The sequence below is a fragment of the Leptolyngbya sp. FACHB-8 genome (assembly GCF_014695575.1).
Taxonomy (GTDB): Bacteria; Cyanobacteriota; Cyanobacteriia; order Elainellales; family Elainellaceae; genus Vacuolonema.
This window is the reverse complement of sequence record NZ_JACJOO010000040.1, coordinates 1-17,345: the sequence shown is the minus strand read 5'-3', so window position 1 is coordinate 17,345 and position 17,345 is coordinate 1. Positions and strand designations below refer to the sequence as shown.

Annotated in this window: 12 protein-coding genes; 6 read left to right on the top strand and 6 right to left on the bottom strand. The window is 50.7% G+C overall.

The features are described from left to right. Nucleotides 1-45 precede the first annotated feature (45 nt). The 5 genes from H6F91_RS08370 to H6F91_RS08350 all read left to right on the top strand — a co-directional run bounded on the left by H6F91_RS08370 (nucleotide 46) and on the right by H6F91_RS08350 (nucleotide 7,577). On the top strand, nucleotides 46-465 hold the full coding sequence (locus H6F91_RS08370; protein ID WP_190771400.1) for a hypothetical protein: 420 nt from the start codon (nucleotides 46-48) through the stop codon (nucleotides 463-465). 162 nt (nucleotides 466-627) lie between these two features. After that, complete coding sequence (locus tag H6F91_RS08365) at nucleotides 628-1,971, top strand: hypothetical protein (RefSeq protein ID WP_190771399.1); 1,344 nt, start codon at nucleotides 628-630, stop codon at nucleotides 1,969-1,971. A gap of 210 nt (nucleotides 1,972-2,181) precedes the next feature. Continuing rightward, nucleotides 2,182-3,891, top strand: coding sequence for a DNA mismatch repair endonuclease MutL (mutL, locus tag H6F91_RS08360; RefSeq protein ID WP_190771398.1), 1,710 nt, complete (start codon nucleotides 2,182-2,184; stop codon nucleotides 3,889-3,891). Between the two features lie 190 nt (nucleotides 3,892-4,081). Further along, the gene (locus H6F91_RS08355; protein WP_190771397.1) at nucleotides 4,082-5,629 is read left to right on the top strand and encodes a B12-binding domain-containing radical SAM protein; all 1,548 of its coding nucleotides are present in this window, start codon (nucleotides 4,082-4,084) and stop codon (nucleotides 5,627-5,629) included. A gap of 991 nt (nucleotides 5,630-6,620) precedes the next feature. Continuing rightward, entirely contained in the window at nucleotides 6,621-7,577 is a 957-nt protein-coding gene (locus H6F91_RS08350) for a phosphotransferase (RefSeq protein WP_190771396.1), read from the top strand. Nucleotides 7,578-7,710: 133 nt separating this feature from the next. Here the strand turns inward: H6F91_RS08350 and H6F91_RS08345 are convergent, their stop codons facing one another. The 6 genes from H6F91_RS08345 to lpdA all read right to left on the bottom strand — a co-directional run bounded on the left by H6F91_RS08345 (nucleotide 7,711) and on the right by lpdA (nucleotide 16,018). Continuing rightward, nucleotides 7,711-8,922 carry a glycosyltransferase gene (locus tag H6F91_RS08345; protein WP_199307705.1) on the bottom strand — a complete coding sequence of 404 codons (1,212 nt, stop codon included), beginning with the start codon at nucleotides 8,920-8,922 and terminating at the stop codon, nucleotides 7,711-7,713. A gap of 765 nt (nucleotides 8,923-9,687) precedes the next feature. After that, on the bottom strand, nucleotides 9,688-10,839 hold the full coding sequence (locus H6F91_RS08340) for an alanine--glyoxylate aminotransferase family protein (RefSeq protein ID WP_190771395.1): 1,152 nt from the start codon (nucleotides 10,837-10,839) through the stop codon (nucleotides 9,688-9,690). 654 nt (nucleotides 10,840-11,493) lie between these two features. Then, a complete protein-coding gene (locus H6F91_RS08335) occupies nucleotides 11,494-12,750 on the bottom strand; it encodes a hypothetical protein (RefSeq protein WP_190772051.1) in 1,257 nt (418 codons plus the stop codon). 424 nt (nucleotides 12,751-13,174) lie between these two features. Further along, nucleotides 13,175-13,438 (bottom strand): DUF5340 domain-containing protein, encoded by a 264-nt coding sequence (locus H6F91_RS08330; RefSeq protein WP_190772050.1) that lies wholly within the window; start codon nucleotides 13,436-13,438, stop codon nucleotides 13,175-13,177. A gap of 99 nt (nucleotides 13,439-13,537) precedes the next feature. Beyond that, nucleotides 13,538-14,425 carry an indole-3-glycerol phosphate synthase TrpC gene (gene trpC / locus H6F91_RS08325; RefSeq protein ID WP_190772049.1) on the bottom strand — a complete coding sequence of 296 codons (888 nt, stop codon included), beginning with the start codon at nucleotides 14,423-14,425 and terminating at the stop codon, nucleotides 13,538-13,540. Nucleotides 14,426-14,584: 159 nt separating this feature from the next. Further along, nucleotides 14,585-16,018 carry a dihydrolipoyl dehydrogenase gene (gene lpdA, locus H6F91_RS08320; RefSeq protein ID WP_190772048.1) on the bottom strand — a complete coding sequence of 478 codons (1,434 nt, stop codon included), beginning with the start codon at nucleotides 16,016-16,018 and terminating at the stop codon, nucleotides 14,585-14,587. A gap of 626 nt (nucleotides 16,019-16,644) precedes the next feature. Here lpdA and H6F91_RS08315 point away from each other — a divergent pair. Further along, on the top strand, nucleotides 16,645-16,869 hold the full coding sequence (locus tag H6F91_RS08315) for a hypothetical protein (RefSeq protein WP_190772047.1): 225 nt from the start codon (nucleotides 16,645-16,647) through the stop codon (nucleotides 16,867-16,869). Nucleotides 16,870-17,345 lie beyond the last annotated feature (476 nt).

Below are 17,345 nucleotides of genomic sequence, written 5' to 3'. Positions count from 1 at the left end.
TACTTAATAGCATCAAGAGAATTAACCCTGAGGGCTCAACAAATTATGACCAGAACATTACGTTCGTCTCAGGCATCTACGGGTTCCCAGTTCGTGAAGACCCTCCAACCAAATGTAGTAGTGTTCCCAGATGGTTCCGTGGTGTGGGAAGAACCCGAAGCGGTGGAGCCCTTACCCCTGCCCTATGCTGGATACGAATTACCGCCCCTCAAAGCTCACCAGCTATCAGGCATTCAACCCCAGACAAGCGCAAGGGAAACAGCATTGGAAATGAACACCCGCACCCGCTGGTTCATCGTTGGGGGAGCGATCGCCCTTCTCACCGCTGGCCTTGGAGTAACCCTCAACCACCTGGCGACCCTATCGACAGCAAACGCTGACGATTCCAATCACTCACCTTTGGGGCCGATTGAGATGCAATGGTACTCGACCAGCCCTACCCCGGCAGTGCTTCCCGGCCTGTAATCTTACTCCCAAGTAGCGATCAGGGTGTGTTTTTGGAGCGATCGATTTCTGTCCAGATCGGGGATCTCTATCAAATCCCCAAAAACTTTAACAGAGCCAAGTTGTCGAATTCCTGAAAAAATTCCTAGAGTGAAGGTAGCTCTACACTTAGGAATAGAACAAATGGTGCCCAACCGCGACATTATGCGGGCGGTGGAACAGCTTCATTATCGCGTCACCGCAGGCGACGTGGCCGCCCAGGCAGGAATGGATTTGCAACTGGCCGAGCAGGGATTGCTGACCCTGGCCTCCGAAGTCGGCGGGCATATGCAGGTGTCCGAAACCGGAGAGCTGGCCTATGTGTTTCCCCGAGGAATGCAGGGAATTCTGCAGGGCAAGTATTTTCGCCTGCGGCTGCAAAAGTGGTGGAGCCAAATTTGGCGGGTTTTGTTTTACCTGATCCGTGTCTCCTTTGGGGTGGTACTGATTGCCTCCCTGGTGCTGATTGTGCTGACGCTGATTATTATTGCGATCGCCCTCTCAGCCGCCAGTTCTCAAAATCGGGACAATGACCGAGGAGGGGGAGGGGGTTTCGGCCCAGTTTTCTTACCGCGTCTATGGATTGGCCCAGATTGGTTCTATCTATTCTCCCCCGGCTATGGACGGCGCAGTTACGAACGCCGTCAATTTAGAGGCCGAGATGGCCAGATGAGCTTTCTGGAATCCATCTTCTCGTTCCTGTTTGGGGACGGAAACCCCAATACCAACTTAGAGGAACGACGCTGGCAGGCGATCGCCACTACCATTCGCAATAACGGGGGCTCCGTCGTAGCCGAGCAAATTTCTCCGTATTTAGATAACCTCGGCAATGGCTCCAGCCGTGACCTGGAAGACTACATGTTACCGGTGCTAAGCCGCTTCAACGGCCGTCCTGAGGTAAGCCCAGAAGGAGATTTAATCTACCGCTTCCCAGAATTACAGGTCATGGCCGAGGAGCACCAGGCCACTCCAGTTCCCGCCTATTTGAAAGAAACTCCCTGGCAGTTTAGTGCAGCCAGTTCTACTCAAAAGATGTGGGCCATTAGCCTGGGGGGCATTAATTTAGTGGCGGCTTTAGCCCTGTGGCGGGCTTTGCAAGATAGAGAAGTCGTTAGCATTCTTGCCCAAATTATGGCTGAAGCAGGGTTTGCTGGCAGCGTCGTTAGCTTTACTACGGGGATCTTTGGCTTTTTGCTGGCCTATGGCGTTGCATTTTTGGGAATTCCTTTAGCTCGCTACTTCTGGATTCAGTGGCGCAACAAGCGCATTGAGGCCCGGAATGAGGAGCGGCAGGAGCGGGCGATCGCCCTCAATGAAGCCGATAATACCGTGCAACGCAAACTCACCTATGCCAGCGAGTTTGCCACTCGCACCATCGTTAGTGCCCGCGACCTGGCCTACACGACCGAAGAGGATCTCACCGAACAGGAGTTGGCCCAAAAAGACAAAATTGATGAGGATTGGCGACGACGATTGGAGAGCCATTAGATTGGGCACTGAGCTCATGACATCGTGGGTTGAAAGTGCGAGCGAGAATTGAAGGGCTTTCAACGTCAGGTGAGCATCATGTTGAACTGGCTGCTGATTTCGTAATTTGAATTGCACGAGAGAATTAGGAGTCGTGTTTGACTCCTCCACCTGTTTTCGCATATCGGAAGGGGGCGATCGCTCCACCACTTCCAACTTTTTTCTACCTCAATGACGGCCCACATCTACCCCCTTCCTCCCGATCTGGTGCAACGTATGGCCGCCGGAGAAGTCATCGACTCTCTGGCTGCTGTGGTACGCGAACTGGCAGAAAATGCCCTGGATGCCGGAGCCACTCGCATTACCATTGCCCTGTGGCCGGAGCAATGGCGGCTTCAGCTCGCCGATAACGGCAACGGCATGTTCCTCGAAGACTTGCAGCAAGCTGCCCTATCTCACCGCACCAGCAAATTAGCGCAAGACTGCGATCTCTGGGACATCCATAGCCTGGGCTTTCGTGGCGAAGCACTGCACAGCATCGCCCAACTCGCAGACTTACAAATTGGCAGCCGCGCCGCTGACTCGCCCGACGGATGGTGGGTTACTTATGACCATCAGGGCGATGTTGTAGAAACCGAAGTGGCCGCGATCGCTCCCGGTACCATTGTCCGTGTTGGCAACCTCTTCGCCGACTGGCTCCCCCGTCGCCAGAGCCTCCCCAGCCCCGCGCAACAACTCCGCACCATTCAGCTCACCCTGCACTACCTGGCCCTCTGTCACCCGACCGTCACCTGGCAGGTTTACCAGGGCGATCGCAGTTGGTTCTCCCTCTGGGGCACCCCTACTCCCCGCCAACTCATCCCTCAACTTCTCCCCACCCTCACTCCCCAAGACCTCCACGAAATCCGCTACGCTCCACCCACCCATCCACGCACTGCCTCTTCTAACCCTCGGCCCATCAGCCCCCCTTCCACTTCCATCCACCTCACCCTCGGCCTCCCCGATCGCTGCCACCGCCACAGGCCCGACTGGGTTAAGGTCGCGATCAATGGCCGTATGGTTCGCATTCCAGAGCTTGAGCAAACCATTCTGGCTGCATTTCGCCGCACTCTACCGCGCGATCGCCATCCCGTTTGCTTTGCCCATCTTCATCTACCCCCCGATCAAATTGATTGGAACCGTCACCCCGCCAAGGCCGAGATTTACATCAAGGCCCTGGATGAATGGCGATCGCACCTGCACAACGCCATCCAGCAAGCCCTTAGCGAAAGCACCGCTGAGCTAAAGGAAACGTTTTACACCGGGCGCATTAGTCAACTGGTGCATGCATCTGAAGAATCCGGTAGCTACCCCAGTCGTCAAGTTATGCCGCCGGTTGAAGGGGAAGATACGGTTCCAGCATCGGAGTTGCGGGCGATCGCCCAGTTGCATCAGATGTATATCGTTGCAGAGCACCCCACTGGCATCTGGCTGGTGGAGCAGCATATCGCCCATGAACGCGTGCTGTATGAGCGGTTGTGCGATCGCTGGAATCTCATGCCACTCGATCCCCCCCTCATCCTGGGTCAACTGAATCCATCACAGATTGCCCAACTTCAACGCCTTGGACTGGATGTGGATACCTTTGGCGAGGATCTGTGGGCCGTGCGTCAAATTCCAGAACCACTGCATCAGCGGAAGGACTGCGCCGACGCCATCCTGGAACTGAGTTTAGGAGGCGATCTGGATACGGCCTTGGTCGCAACCGCCTGCCGCACTGCTATTCGCAACGGGGCTCCCCTCACCCTTCCCGAAATGCAAACTCTGCTCAATCAGTGGCAAGCTACCCAAAATCCCCGTACTTGTCCGCACGGCCGCCCGATCGCCCTTCAACTTCAAGAATCCAGCCTTTCCCGCTTCTTCCGCCGCCACTGGGTGATTGGCAAAAGCCACGGTATTTAAGGCAGGAGGCAGAAGGTAGTTATCTAGCTACTCGCGGTTCCTGGATTTTCGCTGCATCCATAACTTCTGCCCTCTGCCCTCTACCGCCCCCAAGCCAATTCCCAAAACGCCCATAACTGGCATCCCTTAGTGTGGATTTTATCAATTGGCGGTAAAGTAATGAAAAATTCCATGCAGAGGGTAGGCTTTCATGCGAGTTCTCCTGGTGTATCCGCTTTTCCCGACCAGCTTCTGGTCTTTTGAACGAGCGCTGTCCCTGGTGGATCGGAAGGCACTGCTTCCTCCTCTGGGGCTGGTTACAGTAGCAGCACTCTTACCTCAAGATTGGGAATTTCGGCTGGTGGATCGCAATGTGCGAGACATCACCGAGGCTGAATGGGAGTGGGCTGACTTGGTCATGCTCTCTGCCATGATTGTGCAACGCGAGGATTTTGCTGCCCAGATTAAAGAAGCCAAACGGCGTGGAAAACCCGTTGCCGTAGGTGGCCCCTACCCCACCTCCATGCCCGAAGAGGCCGCAGCAACAGGAGCCGACTTCTTAATTCTGGATGAAGGCGAAATCACCCTACCCATGTTTGTAGAAGCATGGGAGCGAGGAGATACCAGCGGGACCTTCCGTACAGACGGGAAACCCGATGTGACGGCAACCCCAATTCCTCGCTTCGATCTCCTGGAAATGGATGCCTACGACAATATGTCGGTGCAGTTCTCGCGGGGATGCCCGTTTCAGTGCGAATTCTGCGACATTATTGTGCTGTATGGCCGCAAATCCCGTACCAAAACACCAGAGCAATTCCTGGCCGAACTTCAGCGGCTCTACGAGTTGGGCTGGCGGCGCAGCATTTTCCTGGTGGATGATAACTTTATCGGCAACAAGCGTAATGTAAAGCTGCTGTTGCGAGCACTTAAGGATTGGATGCAGGAGCACGAGTATCCCTTCTACTTGAACACAGAAGCCTCGGTAGACTTGGCCCAAGACGAAGAGATGCTGGAGTTAATGCAGGAATGCAACTTTAATGCCGTCTTTCTGGGCATTGAAACCCCCGACTCAGACAGTCTCTCTCTCACTCGAAAATTCCAGAACACCCGTGACCCCCTCTCGGAATCGGTTCAGAAAATCATGAGCTACGGTCTGCGAGTGACAGCCGGGTTCATTATTGGGTTTGATGGCGAGAAGCCTGGGGCGGGCGATCGCATCATCCAATTTGTTACAAACACATCTATTGCGATGGCCATGTTCAGCATGCTTCAGGCGTTGCCCAACACCGCTCTATGGGAACGGCTACAGAAGGAGGGACGGCTGTTAAAGGAAGGGGCCAACATTAACCAGACGACCCTGATGAACTTCGTGCCAACCCGGTCGATTGAGGCGATCGCTCGCGAATACATGCAAGCATTTTGGGTACTTTACGACCCACAAAACTATTTAGATCGGGTCTACAATCAGTTTCTTCTGATGGGTGAACCCAAGCATAAAACAGCATTGCGTACCCCCAGTTGGGCAGCTATTCGGGCTCTATTGACTATCTGCTGGCGACAAGGTATTCAGCGTAAAACCCGCTGGACTTTCTGGCGCTACCTGTTTCACATCATGCAGACCAAACCACGTCTGTGGCAACATTACTTATCAATCTGTGCTTTAGGCGAGCATTTCATTGCCTACCGTCAAGTTGTCTGCGATGAAATTGAAACCCAACTCCGCGATCATGTAGAAAGCCGCGAAACAGTTGCAGCTTAACTTTTATCGACCTAAATGTACACTACACTACTGCATTACAGAGCCAGTGTAGCGCTAAGCGCTACACTGGCTTTTCTTAACATTTAGGATACGACTTTATAGCGCTGTGCGGGTTGATTAAGTACGGTGGTGTGGGGCACTTCGTGCCCCACACCACCGTTGCTGTACTTAACGCACTTGCACATTGCTATAAGCTTGTAGAACTTCTACATGAATCGTTTTTTAAGAACATGAATCATTTGCGGCAAAACCTGGCAACAATTCATGCAGGAAGCCTGAGGGATAGAGTGCGATGGAAAGGCGATACAGTACGCCTGTGCCATACCCCATCTGCAAATTTGAAGCATCATTATTGCCTAATAAAACTTTATTTTTCCTAATACTTTAGGTCTCACACAAGTCCACCAGGTTTGGTGCATTGTTTTACATAGTGCGGTGTACAGAGCCCGCCACGCCACATACGCTGCGTCAGCCCTGTACTTATATCGTGCCTCGGAAGTCAAAAATCTTGGTTTTCGCTACTTCACAGCAAAAACCAAGATTTTTGGGTTTCTACTTTTTATGAAATACGGATGTAAGTATGGGTATACCTGCGTCTTTTCGCCCTATGGAAAAGGTAGTTAACAGACACATAGGCTCTTTCCGACAATTAGAAGATGTCTCCTAAAAATACGCCTAAAGATAGATAGAAGATCTATCCAGAGCATGGTGCTAGACACTCTAGATATTGAATTTCGGCCGTTTGGGACATCCTTAAAGCTTCGATGAATGCTGGAAAGAAAGGTTAACTTCTAATTAAGTATCGATTAATTTAAAGGCAGAGAACCTTAAAGAGGAATTAATCCAATTTAAGGCAGGGTTAGTACTAACCATCCTGACGACTCGTAAGCTTACTTCCCATCAGCTGGTAGACCCACCAGAAACGGTTGTCAAAGTAGCGAGGCGTTTATATGAGTTGACTTTCATTCACTGTTTTTGAGAGCTAAAAAAAATGGTCAGTTTCATTCCTTCCAAGCAATTAACTAATCCACAGACTGTCTTACCTGAGCAGCTCGTGGAAGCCTTGGCCCATGAAACCCCCTTAGCCTTTCAAAATGTTGAGCCCTTTCGCCGAAAATCTGCTTTGGCTGATGGCTCTCAAAAGTTCCTCCTCCGAAATCAGGAAGGTAAACCTGTTGCTGTTGCCCACTGGGCTTCGCCCTATGCTCCTCATTCCGTACGGGAGGCGATCGCGCGTGTCAATTCCGCAAAACAGGCCGTCGGAGCATCCCTGGCTCCCCACATTCTTGGTCCCGTCGGGCATGGCAACGTACAAGGTTCTAGTTTCGGAGTTTTTCAGTATCAATATCCGCTCTCAGAGAATAAGTTTTTCTGGCCAGTACAGCGAGCTCAAATCACGCCTCATCTGTTGCAATTCCTTCAGGAAGTTGCCCGTGTAACTCAGGTACCTGTTCCAACCTCTGAAATTGAAACCAAATTTGCAGCGCCATTACAGCACCTGAGCTTAATGGAAGAAGTGCCAGGAGAAATCCGTACGGCAGCGGCACAAGCCTTGTGCCGTCTAGAACGGGGTCTATGGGCTCCCCGGTATGTACTAATGCATGGGGATTTTTGGAAAGGAAATGTGTTGTTGACCCAAAAACAACCTCCAGAACCCAAGTTTGTTCTAATCGATTGGGCTGGTTCAAAGGTGCAAGGCTACGCTATCTTCGACCTGATTCGCATGGCTGCATCCTTTAAAGTAAAACCCAAACGCTTGGGCGAAAATGTAGCAGCTCACTGTCAGATCTTAGGTTGTGACATTCGTGATGCTAAGTCCTATCTGCTTGCAGCCGGAGGTCATTTTGCTCTCAACTTGGGATGCTTTCCTTTAGAAAGATTTGTCTGCATGATGCAAGCATCTGTAAAAGACTTGGATAAAGCGCTCGCAGCTACAGAAGTAAACTAGACTTCCTGCGTAAATTGTTGCGCGGCTTCGCTGGGCAACAATTTACGCCCTCAAAAACTAATTTATGCAGGAGATCTACTAGGTATAGTGAACTTGCGTAAATCCTATTGCGCTGGAATTAGATATTCTACCTCTAGACACCAAACTTGCTGTAATAGCTTGAGGCAAGCGAATAGTCACTCAACCAGGTATAGTCTTCCGGAGAATCCGATAACCACCGTTCAAGTAACTCACCTGCTTTAACTGGAATTTGAAGCTCTTTCCAAGCTGTGGCTGAGTTAAACGACAGCTTCTGGTAAAGCAGTGGATCTGAAAGAGTCTGCTTAATCTTTGCAGCTAAATCATCCGAATTACCGGATGAGAAAATGGTGGCGTTAACACCATGAATCAAACGGCTTTGGAACATAGGATGATCAGAAGCAACAATTGGAGTACGGGAACATAGCCCTTCATAAATGGTCATCGGTAACCCTTCAGGATAATCATGACGGCTAGGGACCAAAACTAGATCGGCTTGCCGCATCAGATTCAGTACCTCCTTGTTAGGAACTGTCCCCAAAAAATTCACCCATTCCTCGATTTCTAGTTCTTTAATCCGATCTTTGAATTGCTCAGTACCACAGCCACTTCCTACAAGTTGAAGCGATACCGGTAGTCCAGACAATCTCAGTTTTTTTAGTGCGTTCAGAACATCTCCTACTCCTTTAGCTTCAGAGATTTGCCCAACAAAGATAAGTGTGTAGGGATTCCTATGATCAGGTAATTCTTTTGGAGAGAAGTCTTCTGGAGTCGTCTGATGAGGCCAGTCCCAAGGGATGACTTTTTGGGGATTGACGCCTATTTGCTTCAACATAATCGAAGAATTCAGGCCATGGTTTCCTACCCACTCAACCCAACGATTATTTAACAGACGAGCTAAACGGAAATTTCGAATGCGATCGCGAAACCCATTCATTGTGAAAGAGTCTGCCAGCACAGCCATTGTTTTAACCTGATTTTTAATCGCCCACTTCAACAACCATCGGTCAGGCAGACAAACAACTAAATGTGTTGGATTTTGTTGCTCAATTAGAGTCTTCAACAGAGCTCGATCAAACTTATTTTCAGGCTTTAATCCAGCTCCGATCGCTCGTACACCGTTGTCTAATAACTCGCTATAGGGCTCATCAGTCATATAACAAAGATGAGCAATTGATTCTACACGACGGCTTAGCTCAGCAAATGTATCGACGGAGTAACGTTGGGCATAATAAGTCTCTTCACCACCCAAAGCGAACCGTTCTACCGCTTCGCGATAATCCCCTGCGTAAGAAATTTTAAGGAGACGAATTTTAGAGTTAGGCATTAGTGATAGACCCTATAGAGGAGAGTTCATAATTGAAAGAATTCGAACACCCTGACGTAGCTACATCTCCAAGTAAGGAGTTTACCCACGAAGTAACCTATTCAATAAGGGCAATCCTATATTTGATAGAAATAGGGCTCAGTCTAAAATTTCAATGCTTAAAAAGCCCCGACGAAGGGAATATCAGAACATTCTTCCTAAACATATTAAAAAGCTACAATAGCAGACAGATTACTTATTTCCAGGTCTCAATTAACACCTCAACTCCTTACAGAAGGGATATACCTTCCGTCTGAGTCATTTTTTCCTGTTTACTATTTAAAGAATTGCATTTTCAGCCCATTATATAGCGCTGTGAACGTTGATTCAGTACGGTGACAAGGAGCGCCCTGTGCATCGCTCGCTCTGTTTCCGTGCCTAACGCACTATATCGCAGCCAAATTATATCGAGTCTCGTTGAACAACCGTAACATGGAGTGGCACAGCATAAAGTGCCACTCCATGTTATAAATGGCTTACCCATTAGTGTTATGGATGGCCGTTTCAGTTGCCACTTATACCACTAATACAGCACTTTCCAAACTGGTGAGATACGAGAAATGGATGCGGGACAAAGTCCTACATCCATTTCTCGTATCTCACCAGTTTGGGAGACATCTAACCTTGCTACGGTTGTTCAGCCGCGTGTCTTGTCCCCAACGGAGCACTGTATATCTAAATAGCCCTTCCCATTTGAAGGGAGGGCTATTTAGATGGAAGGCAGTTTTAAGCTGTCATCAAAATAGAGGCAGCGGCAGCAACGCCAGCTCCTTTCTCAAACTGCTCGTAACCAAGCTCTAACAGGGTTGCTTCCAGGGCGCTAACAGCCGTGAGAATGTCGCGATCGCACACAAAACCCAAATGCCCTACCCGGAAAATCTGTCCCTTCAAGTGGTCCTGACCACCGGCCAGTAGAATGGCATAGCGCTTTTTCATGATGCTGCGAATTTGCTCAGCATCAACCCCAGCAGGAGCTACAGCAGTGATCGCCGGACTGGCCGCTGTATCCGCTGCAAAGAGAGGCAGCCCGATAGCACGCATAGCCGCACGGGTAGCATCCTTCTGGCGATGGTGACGAGCAAAGATATTCTCCAGGCCCTCTTTCTGCATCATGTCTAGAGCCACCTTCAGGCCATAGAACAGGTTCACCGGAGGAGTAAAAGGAGTCGTATTCTTGAGCTGATTTTTGTGGTACTTGCCCAGATCCAGGTAGAACTTCGGCAGAGTAGCTGTTTTGTAGGCTTCCCATGCTTTGTCACTCACCGCAACAAAGCCTAAGCCAGGAGGCAGCATATAGCCCTTTTGAGAACCCGAAGCAACAACATCCAAGCCCCACTCATCCATCGGAACACTGGTAGCACCCAGGCTGGTGACAGAGTCCACCATCATGAGTGCACCATGAGCTTTGACATAGCCGCTGATGGTTTGCAGGTCGTTCAATACTCCAGTAGACGTTTCGCTGTGAGTAACAACAACCGCTTTAATCTGCTTGTCGGTATCCGCTTCCAGACGGGTGCGGAATTCCTCAGGATTCAGAGGTTTGCCCCATTCAGCAGTCACTTGCTCTGCGGCCAGACCGTAGGCTTGGGCAACTTTGGCCCAGCGATCGCCAAACTTCCCGTTGTTACCAACGAGAATGCGATCGCCTGCGCTCAGAAAGTTGATGATTCCAGCTTCCATCGCGCCAGTACCACTGGAAGCCAACACCAAAACCTCGTTCTGAGTCTGGTGCAGCCACTTGAGTTGGTCACGCACCTCCGCTATTAGCGCTTCAAAATCTTTGCTGCGATGGCCGATGGGGTGCTTTGCCATGGCCAGTAGCACGGGTTCCGGTACCGGAGTGGGACCGGGAATCATCAGCATCAACTTACTATCCATTCGCTTTATCCTGCCTTCCGTCAAATGAGGGGTGTGTAAGCTTCGTCCGTGGGATTTTGTAGCGCTTGCAACACATCCTCCAGAATGCCATAAGAGGGGAGGCATTGCCGAAGGATGACGAACCGAAAGTCATCGGATCACAAAAATCAAATACAACCGAAATCGAACGAATGTGGGGAACTAGCCTGGTGGGCCAGTTCCCCACACTCGTCTGACCCGAGTTTCCTTTCATGATGAGTATGTTTTTTCCAGCGCAAAACCATCGGTTTCACACTCAAGAACATACCCTTTATTGGGTGTGGAGTGCGTACAAAACAGAATCGTTTTATTCTTTGATGAAGATCCCCTGACAAAAGGCATCACAATGAGATTTCCACGCATTTAGATTAGGGCGGATTACTTTGACAAGCCGTGTCCCGAGTGAATAGGCTCAGATCTTGCACTAAGGAGGTTTCTGCATAAGAATTTACCCAGGATGTTGGTGTTTTGCCCGCTTCGCGGGCAAAACACCAACATCCTGGGGGGTAATTTCATTGCTGGAAATCTCCTAAAACCCAGAAGGGAAATTTTTCTGCCACTTAGTCATAAAAAATCACCCTTCTCAGTTTTGGTTTTGAAGCCGTACAGGATGTGAGTAGGGCTATGAATATAGCGTCACTCTACCTTTGGAGGAGTACGGTAACTGCGGCGACGCAACAAAAAATCAGGCAACTCTAGTGCATTCAGCCGGGGCATGGGATAGGTCGTAAGGGCTTGGGAACCGTCTTCCCCGGGAAGCGCTGCAAACTCCACTACAGCTAACAACTCAGAGAACAGGGCACTCAAAGTTGGGGTATCCCGATCATTGGCTAAAAATTGCAGTTGCAATTCTTCGAGCAATTCTTGTAGGCGCAGAATTTGATGCTGGCTGGTCAGGTATTGGTCTTTCCAATGCTGAATGGTTGCTTCGTATTCCCCGATCTGACGAGCCTGGTAAAAGACCTGTTCCTGCAACTCGGCAGTCTGGCGTTCCAGGGAAGCTACCCGATGTTGATGGCGATCGCTCTCCCGTTCCACCTCCCGATGTCGCTGTTGCGACAAAGCCAGTTGTCGTAGTTGACGAGCCAGTTCAATTTCCAGTTCTTCGACTTTAATTTGGGCGCGGGCTAAGTCTTGCCCGAGGGTAGCGATCGCCCGATTCTGACGCATTAACGCTCGCTGCGAATTGGTACGGTTCGGACGCTCAGGCTGGATACTGTAAGCTTCCTTGAGCTGCCCCTGCAAGTCGACGATTACCGCCTCGTGCTGGTCAAAGGCAACAGAAAGTTCTTGAATCCGTTCATGAGCCAGCAGCAGTTGCTCCTGTAATCGATGGGCCAGTTCCCGGCTTTGCTCCGCCTGCTGCTGCACATCGGCCAGTCGACGGGGAAGATCATCAGGCTCAGTGGCCGTAATCCCCAAGATCCGGTCTTCCCGCAAACGTCGAGTACTGGCCTGAGCTTCACTCAGAGGTGGAATGGGGGAGGAGGGCGATGGTAAAGCCGTATGGGGTGAGGAGATGTCACGAGCAGCAGCCAGGTGACTCTCAATAAGACATTGCTGTTGTTGAACACGAAGCCGAAGGCGGGCGATCGCCTGCTGTTGCACACAGGCAAACTTTTCGGTGGCGGCTAACTGGGCCTCCAAAAATGTCTGCTCCTCCAGCTTCAGGCGCATCTCGCTAATGGAGGCCAAAGCTTGGTCCAAGGCTTGTTCTAATTCCTGGATCCGGGTGGTGCGATCGCGTTGTTGCCGCCGAGCCAGCTGCACTTCCCGCAAAAGCGCACGATACTCTGCCGCATCTACCGTCAGTTCCGAAGTACTGACACGATGGGTTTCCTCAGCTAAACCAGGGATGATCGCTGAAGTTAGAGGGGATGAATCGGGTTGCACCGCCAAGGTCTCCCGTATTTCAACTTTTACTCAGTCTATCGGATGTCTCTGATGGATGCTAAGCCCTAGAATCGAAGCTTCCCGGAGGAAATTCGCGGGAAATGGTTTTAATCTCCCTATTATGGATGCTGAAGCCAAAATTTAGATTACGTAAGGCTTACTCAAATTTGCTGTATCGAATGCATTCTTGTTGAGTGTGCCATGTTTCATACGGTTTGCTCAACAATATGGCGTCAGGCGTATTTGAGAAATTGCCTTTTTCATCGGAAATTACTGTATAGATTTTGAGATGTAATGAACGCAGCGCATCTTTCAAATCTATTTCAGAAATTATGCTAAGAACGCTTTATATCGTGAATGCTTCTGGGCCTCGCTTAAACCTTGAGAGGGGCCAGAGACCCCTCCTAAAGCGCTTGATAAAACCTTAAGCGGAGTGAGGCATATCTGTTGGGGCAGCAGGCAAACCACTCTCGTTTATAGACCAGCGGAAATCAATCGGAATGTGGGCCTGCTGACACGATTGTTCTAGGTACTTCTGTTGGCTGAGGGCCTTACGTAGCGTCACAATGAGTTCGTGTAACTGATCTTGTTGCCGGGGATGCTGGCGCACGGCCTGGCTCGTCTGACGTTCGAGTAATTGAAGCAACAACTCGTAATGGATGTGGGACGGAAGAGGGATGGGTTCCATTAAACCAGGTGACAACGGTATAGGGGGACGCAAGTGGGGGCCATTGACCAAGACAAACCCCAAAAAAGCATGTCCGACAATAGCCCCTTCTATTATTGTTCAGGAAGCTATGAAAAGCGTAGCGATCGCCGCACCTGGATCGGCCTGCTTCACCAAAGATTCACCAATCAACACGGCAGTGGCCCCAGCCTGTTGTACCCGCTGAAGATCAGCAGGGCTATGGAGTCCTGATTCGCTGACCGCGAGGATCTGGCGATCGCGTAACGTCTCCCCATACTGGTCCAGCAGGTCTTCAGTCGTTTTCAAGTCCACCGAAAAGTCTTCCAGATTGCGGTTGTTGATCCCCAATAGAGCAACCCCATCGAGGTGCAATACCCGCTCCAGTTCGGCAGCGGTATGCACCTCGATTAAGGCAGTCATACCCAGAGCTGCAGTGATTTTGAGGAAATATTGCAGGTCTTTGTCTGACAAAATAGCGGCAATCAACAGCACGGCATCTGCGCCATGCACCCGAGCCCGGTAGAGCTGGTAAGGATAGATGATGAAATCTTTACAGAGCAGGGGCACATCTGTGGCCTGACGGATTTGCAGCAAGTAATCCATGCTGCCCTGGAAAAACTCGCTGTCCGTTAGCACAGAGATACAGCTCGCACCACCAGCCTGGTAAGACTGGGCGATCGCCACCGGATCAAAGTTTTCACAGATGATCCCTTTGCTTGGGGAAGCTTTTTTCACCTCAGCAATCAAGGCGGGCTGAGTTTTACCTGCCTTCAGGGCAGCGGCAAAATCTCTTACCGGGGGAGCACTCGCCAGTTGCCCCTGAAGCTGTTGTAGAGGTTGGCGCTCCCGCAGTTGATCGACTTCCGCTTCCTTGTGCCAAACAATCTTCTCTAGAATGTGGCGCGGCTCAGCATCGGGCACTTTCACCTGATATCGCAACGTTTCTACCGCGACAGCGGGATTAGGAGGACGACGACGAATTTCCATAGATCGGGGATAAAGGGTGGATGAATAAGGGTGTAGCAAGGTAGATGCGTAAGGGAGTAGCTGGACAGAAGGGGAGAGAGGTAAGAATGCCAACGGTTGGTCGGCACTCATCCACTGCCCCACTCATTTATCCATCTACTCCCCCACCTACTCTGCTACTTAATGCACACCGGCTGCTTTCTTGAAGGCCTCATCCAGCACTTCAGAGAGAGTGGGATGGGTATGAACCATAAAGGATAGGTCGTGAACAGAGCGGCGTTGAGCGATCGCATTCGCCGCTTCCTGAATCAGATCCGAAGCGTGCAGGCCCAGGATATGAACCCCTAACACTTCCCCCGTATCCTCCCGGAAGATCACCTTCGCCAAACCTTCCGTCTCCCCTTCCGCCAGAGCCTTGGAGTTACCCTTGAAGTAAGAGCGGGAGCTGGCTACGGTAAAGCCTTCCTGCTTGCCCACCTCTTGAGCGGCGGGCTCCGTCATCCCTACAAAGCTCACCTCGGGATGGGTAAAGGCGGCAGCCGGGATGCTGCGATAATCAACTTCGCGCGATCGCCCACAGATGTTTTCTACAGCCACAATTCCCTGAGCCGATGCGGCATGGGCCAGCATCATCTTGCCGGTAGCATCCCCAATGGCCCACAGATGCGGCACGGGTTCTCCAGCAGCCAGCACGGCCATCTGGTCATTCACAGGAATGAAGCCACGGCGATCCAGTTCTGCACCGACCGTCTCCAAGCCCAAGTCTTTTGTGGCAGGAATGCGCCCAGTCGCGACTAAGCAGGCATCCACCTCAATAACGTCCACCACTTCCTTCGTCTTGGCATCGGCCAGCTCAATCCGTACGGGAGAACCCGGGATAACCTTCTTGGCCAACACACCCACACGAGTTTCCATATCTCGTGGTGCGATCAGAACCCGCTGGGCAATCTTGGCGATGTCAGGGTCAAATCCGGGCATCAGTTGGTCGAGAGCCTCGATCATCGTGACTTCGGATCCTAAAGCGGTGTAGACATCAGCAAACTCCAGGCCGATGTAGCCACTACCAATGACAGCCACCCAGTTGGGCACCCAGTCTAGCCGTACAGCATCATCGCTGGTAAATACAGTCCGTCCATCCAACTCAATACCCGGGGGCACAAAGGGAACAGACCCCGGAGACAGCATGATGTCTCTACCCGTAATAACCTTCTCACCCTCAGGAGTGGTAATGCTGACCTTTTGGGGAGCCGCCAGTTTCGCCCGCCCCTGAATCGTATCGACCCCCAGGCGTTTCAGACTATTGGTTAGGTCAGAACGAATTTTGCTCACCAAATTGAGAGCGTGGTTCGCGATCGCCTCCCGGTCATAGGACAAGTTCTGAAGCTGAATTCCCATCGCTTTCAGATGATGGGCATCCCGCAGTTCTCGTACGCGCCCGGAGGCAGCCAGTAGTGCCTTCGAGGGGATACAACCCCGATTCACACAGGTACCACCCATGTCACCTGCTTCAATGATGGCGGTCTTCAGCCCACAGCTAACCGCGTGGAGAGCGGCCCCATGGCCTCCCACTCCGGCCCCGATAATGATCAGATCGTAATCAAATCCTTCACTCACTTCCCCGCTCCCTCGACGTGTCGTTCACTCAAACAGTCAAAATTTCAGTCTAGTTACAATTTTCGGTGTTGAGGGGCTTTCAGACAACTGCACTGTTGAATTGCCGGTAGCCGATGGCATCCTACAGCACTTTTCAAGGGCTTAAAATCTGGTTGTTTTTACGAGAGCCGCGCTCCACACAGCTCTCACAAAAACAACCATGGCTGATTCAAGCGCAAAGCGCTATGAGTGGAGCAGGGTTACCTTGCCGAAGTAGCAGATTCCCCTCCTCATTTTTTTTAGAATAGTAAATCTTCCATACAAAAAGGCCCGAGAAAATTAATTACCGTCCCGATAGCGGCGACGGCAACCACTCAAAATGCCTGAATTTTGCGTAGAAACACTGGGATTGATCTGGCCAATTTGGCCGCCTATCACCTCTTACAGATGGGCTTTTGAAGAGGAGTTATTAAACTGTTAAAAAATCTCCGGGGTTTTGCCCTGTTTGATTAGAGAATAAGTTCCCTTTAATAAGGAATAGGAAGCGATCGGAAGATTTCTTTTTCTCTGGAATCAGTTGTTTCAAGAACGTTTCCCTTTTTAGGTTTTAGGTTCTATCCCCTCAGGCAAACCCAGGAGTTGCAGTTATGAAGCAAGCCCCAAGAGAGATACGGCGGGAAGCAGCACGCGCCTTTATGGAGTCGCTAAATGCCCTGGAAAACCGTCTGAGTAGTGAGCCCGGGGAAAGTACTCGTCCAGCTTCGACCAAGCCTGTTCAGCCAACATCATCTCCTCAGGTAAATGACATCCCAATCCTTGCAAAAGAGTTTGAGGAAGCTGTCGCTGATATTGAACAAAACAGCCAAAGCTGAGAGTCTTCTAAGCGTTTCACTTGAGGGAAACTTGGCCATTCGACCAGCACCTGAAGCCCAGGGAGTAAGACTATTTTTTAGTACCCATACGTACTAAAAAATATCACTTCCGCTACTTCTAGGATGAGAGATTCATAATTTTTGGAGTGGGGTTAAGTGTGGCAGATGACACTTATCACACCTAACATCACTCCAAAAATCCTGCTCCACCAGGATGTTGTGAGATGAAAAGCTGGTAGTCAGCCCTTAGATCCCGATAAACCTAGTAGGCTACGGCCTAAGTTCGTTGCCTATTTTTTGTGGTGGGGTGCGAAGCACCCCACCACAAAAAATAGGTTATACCCTTCTGACCCAGCCTACTAGTGGGTCATTTGACTCGAATATCGCCATTTTTTATAGGCGGCTGTCAAGATAGTAGGGAACCCTTGGGTGCCCTGCTATGACCCGTCGCCAAAAACATCCCCTGCGTGATCTGA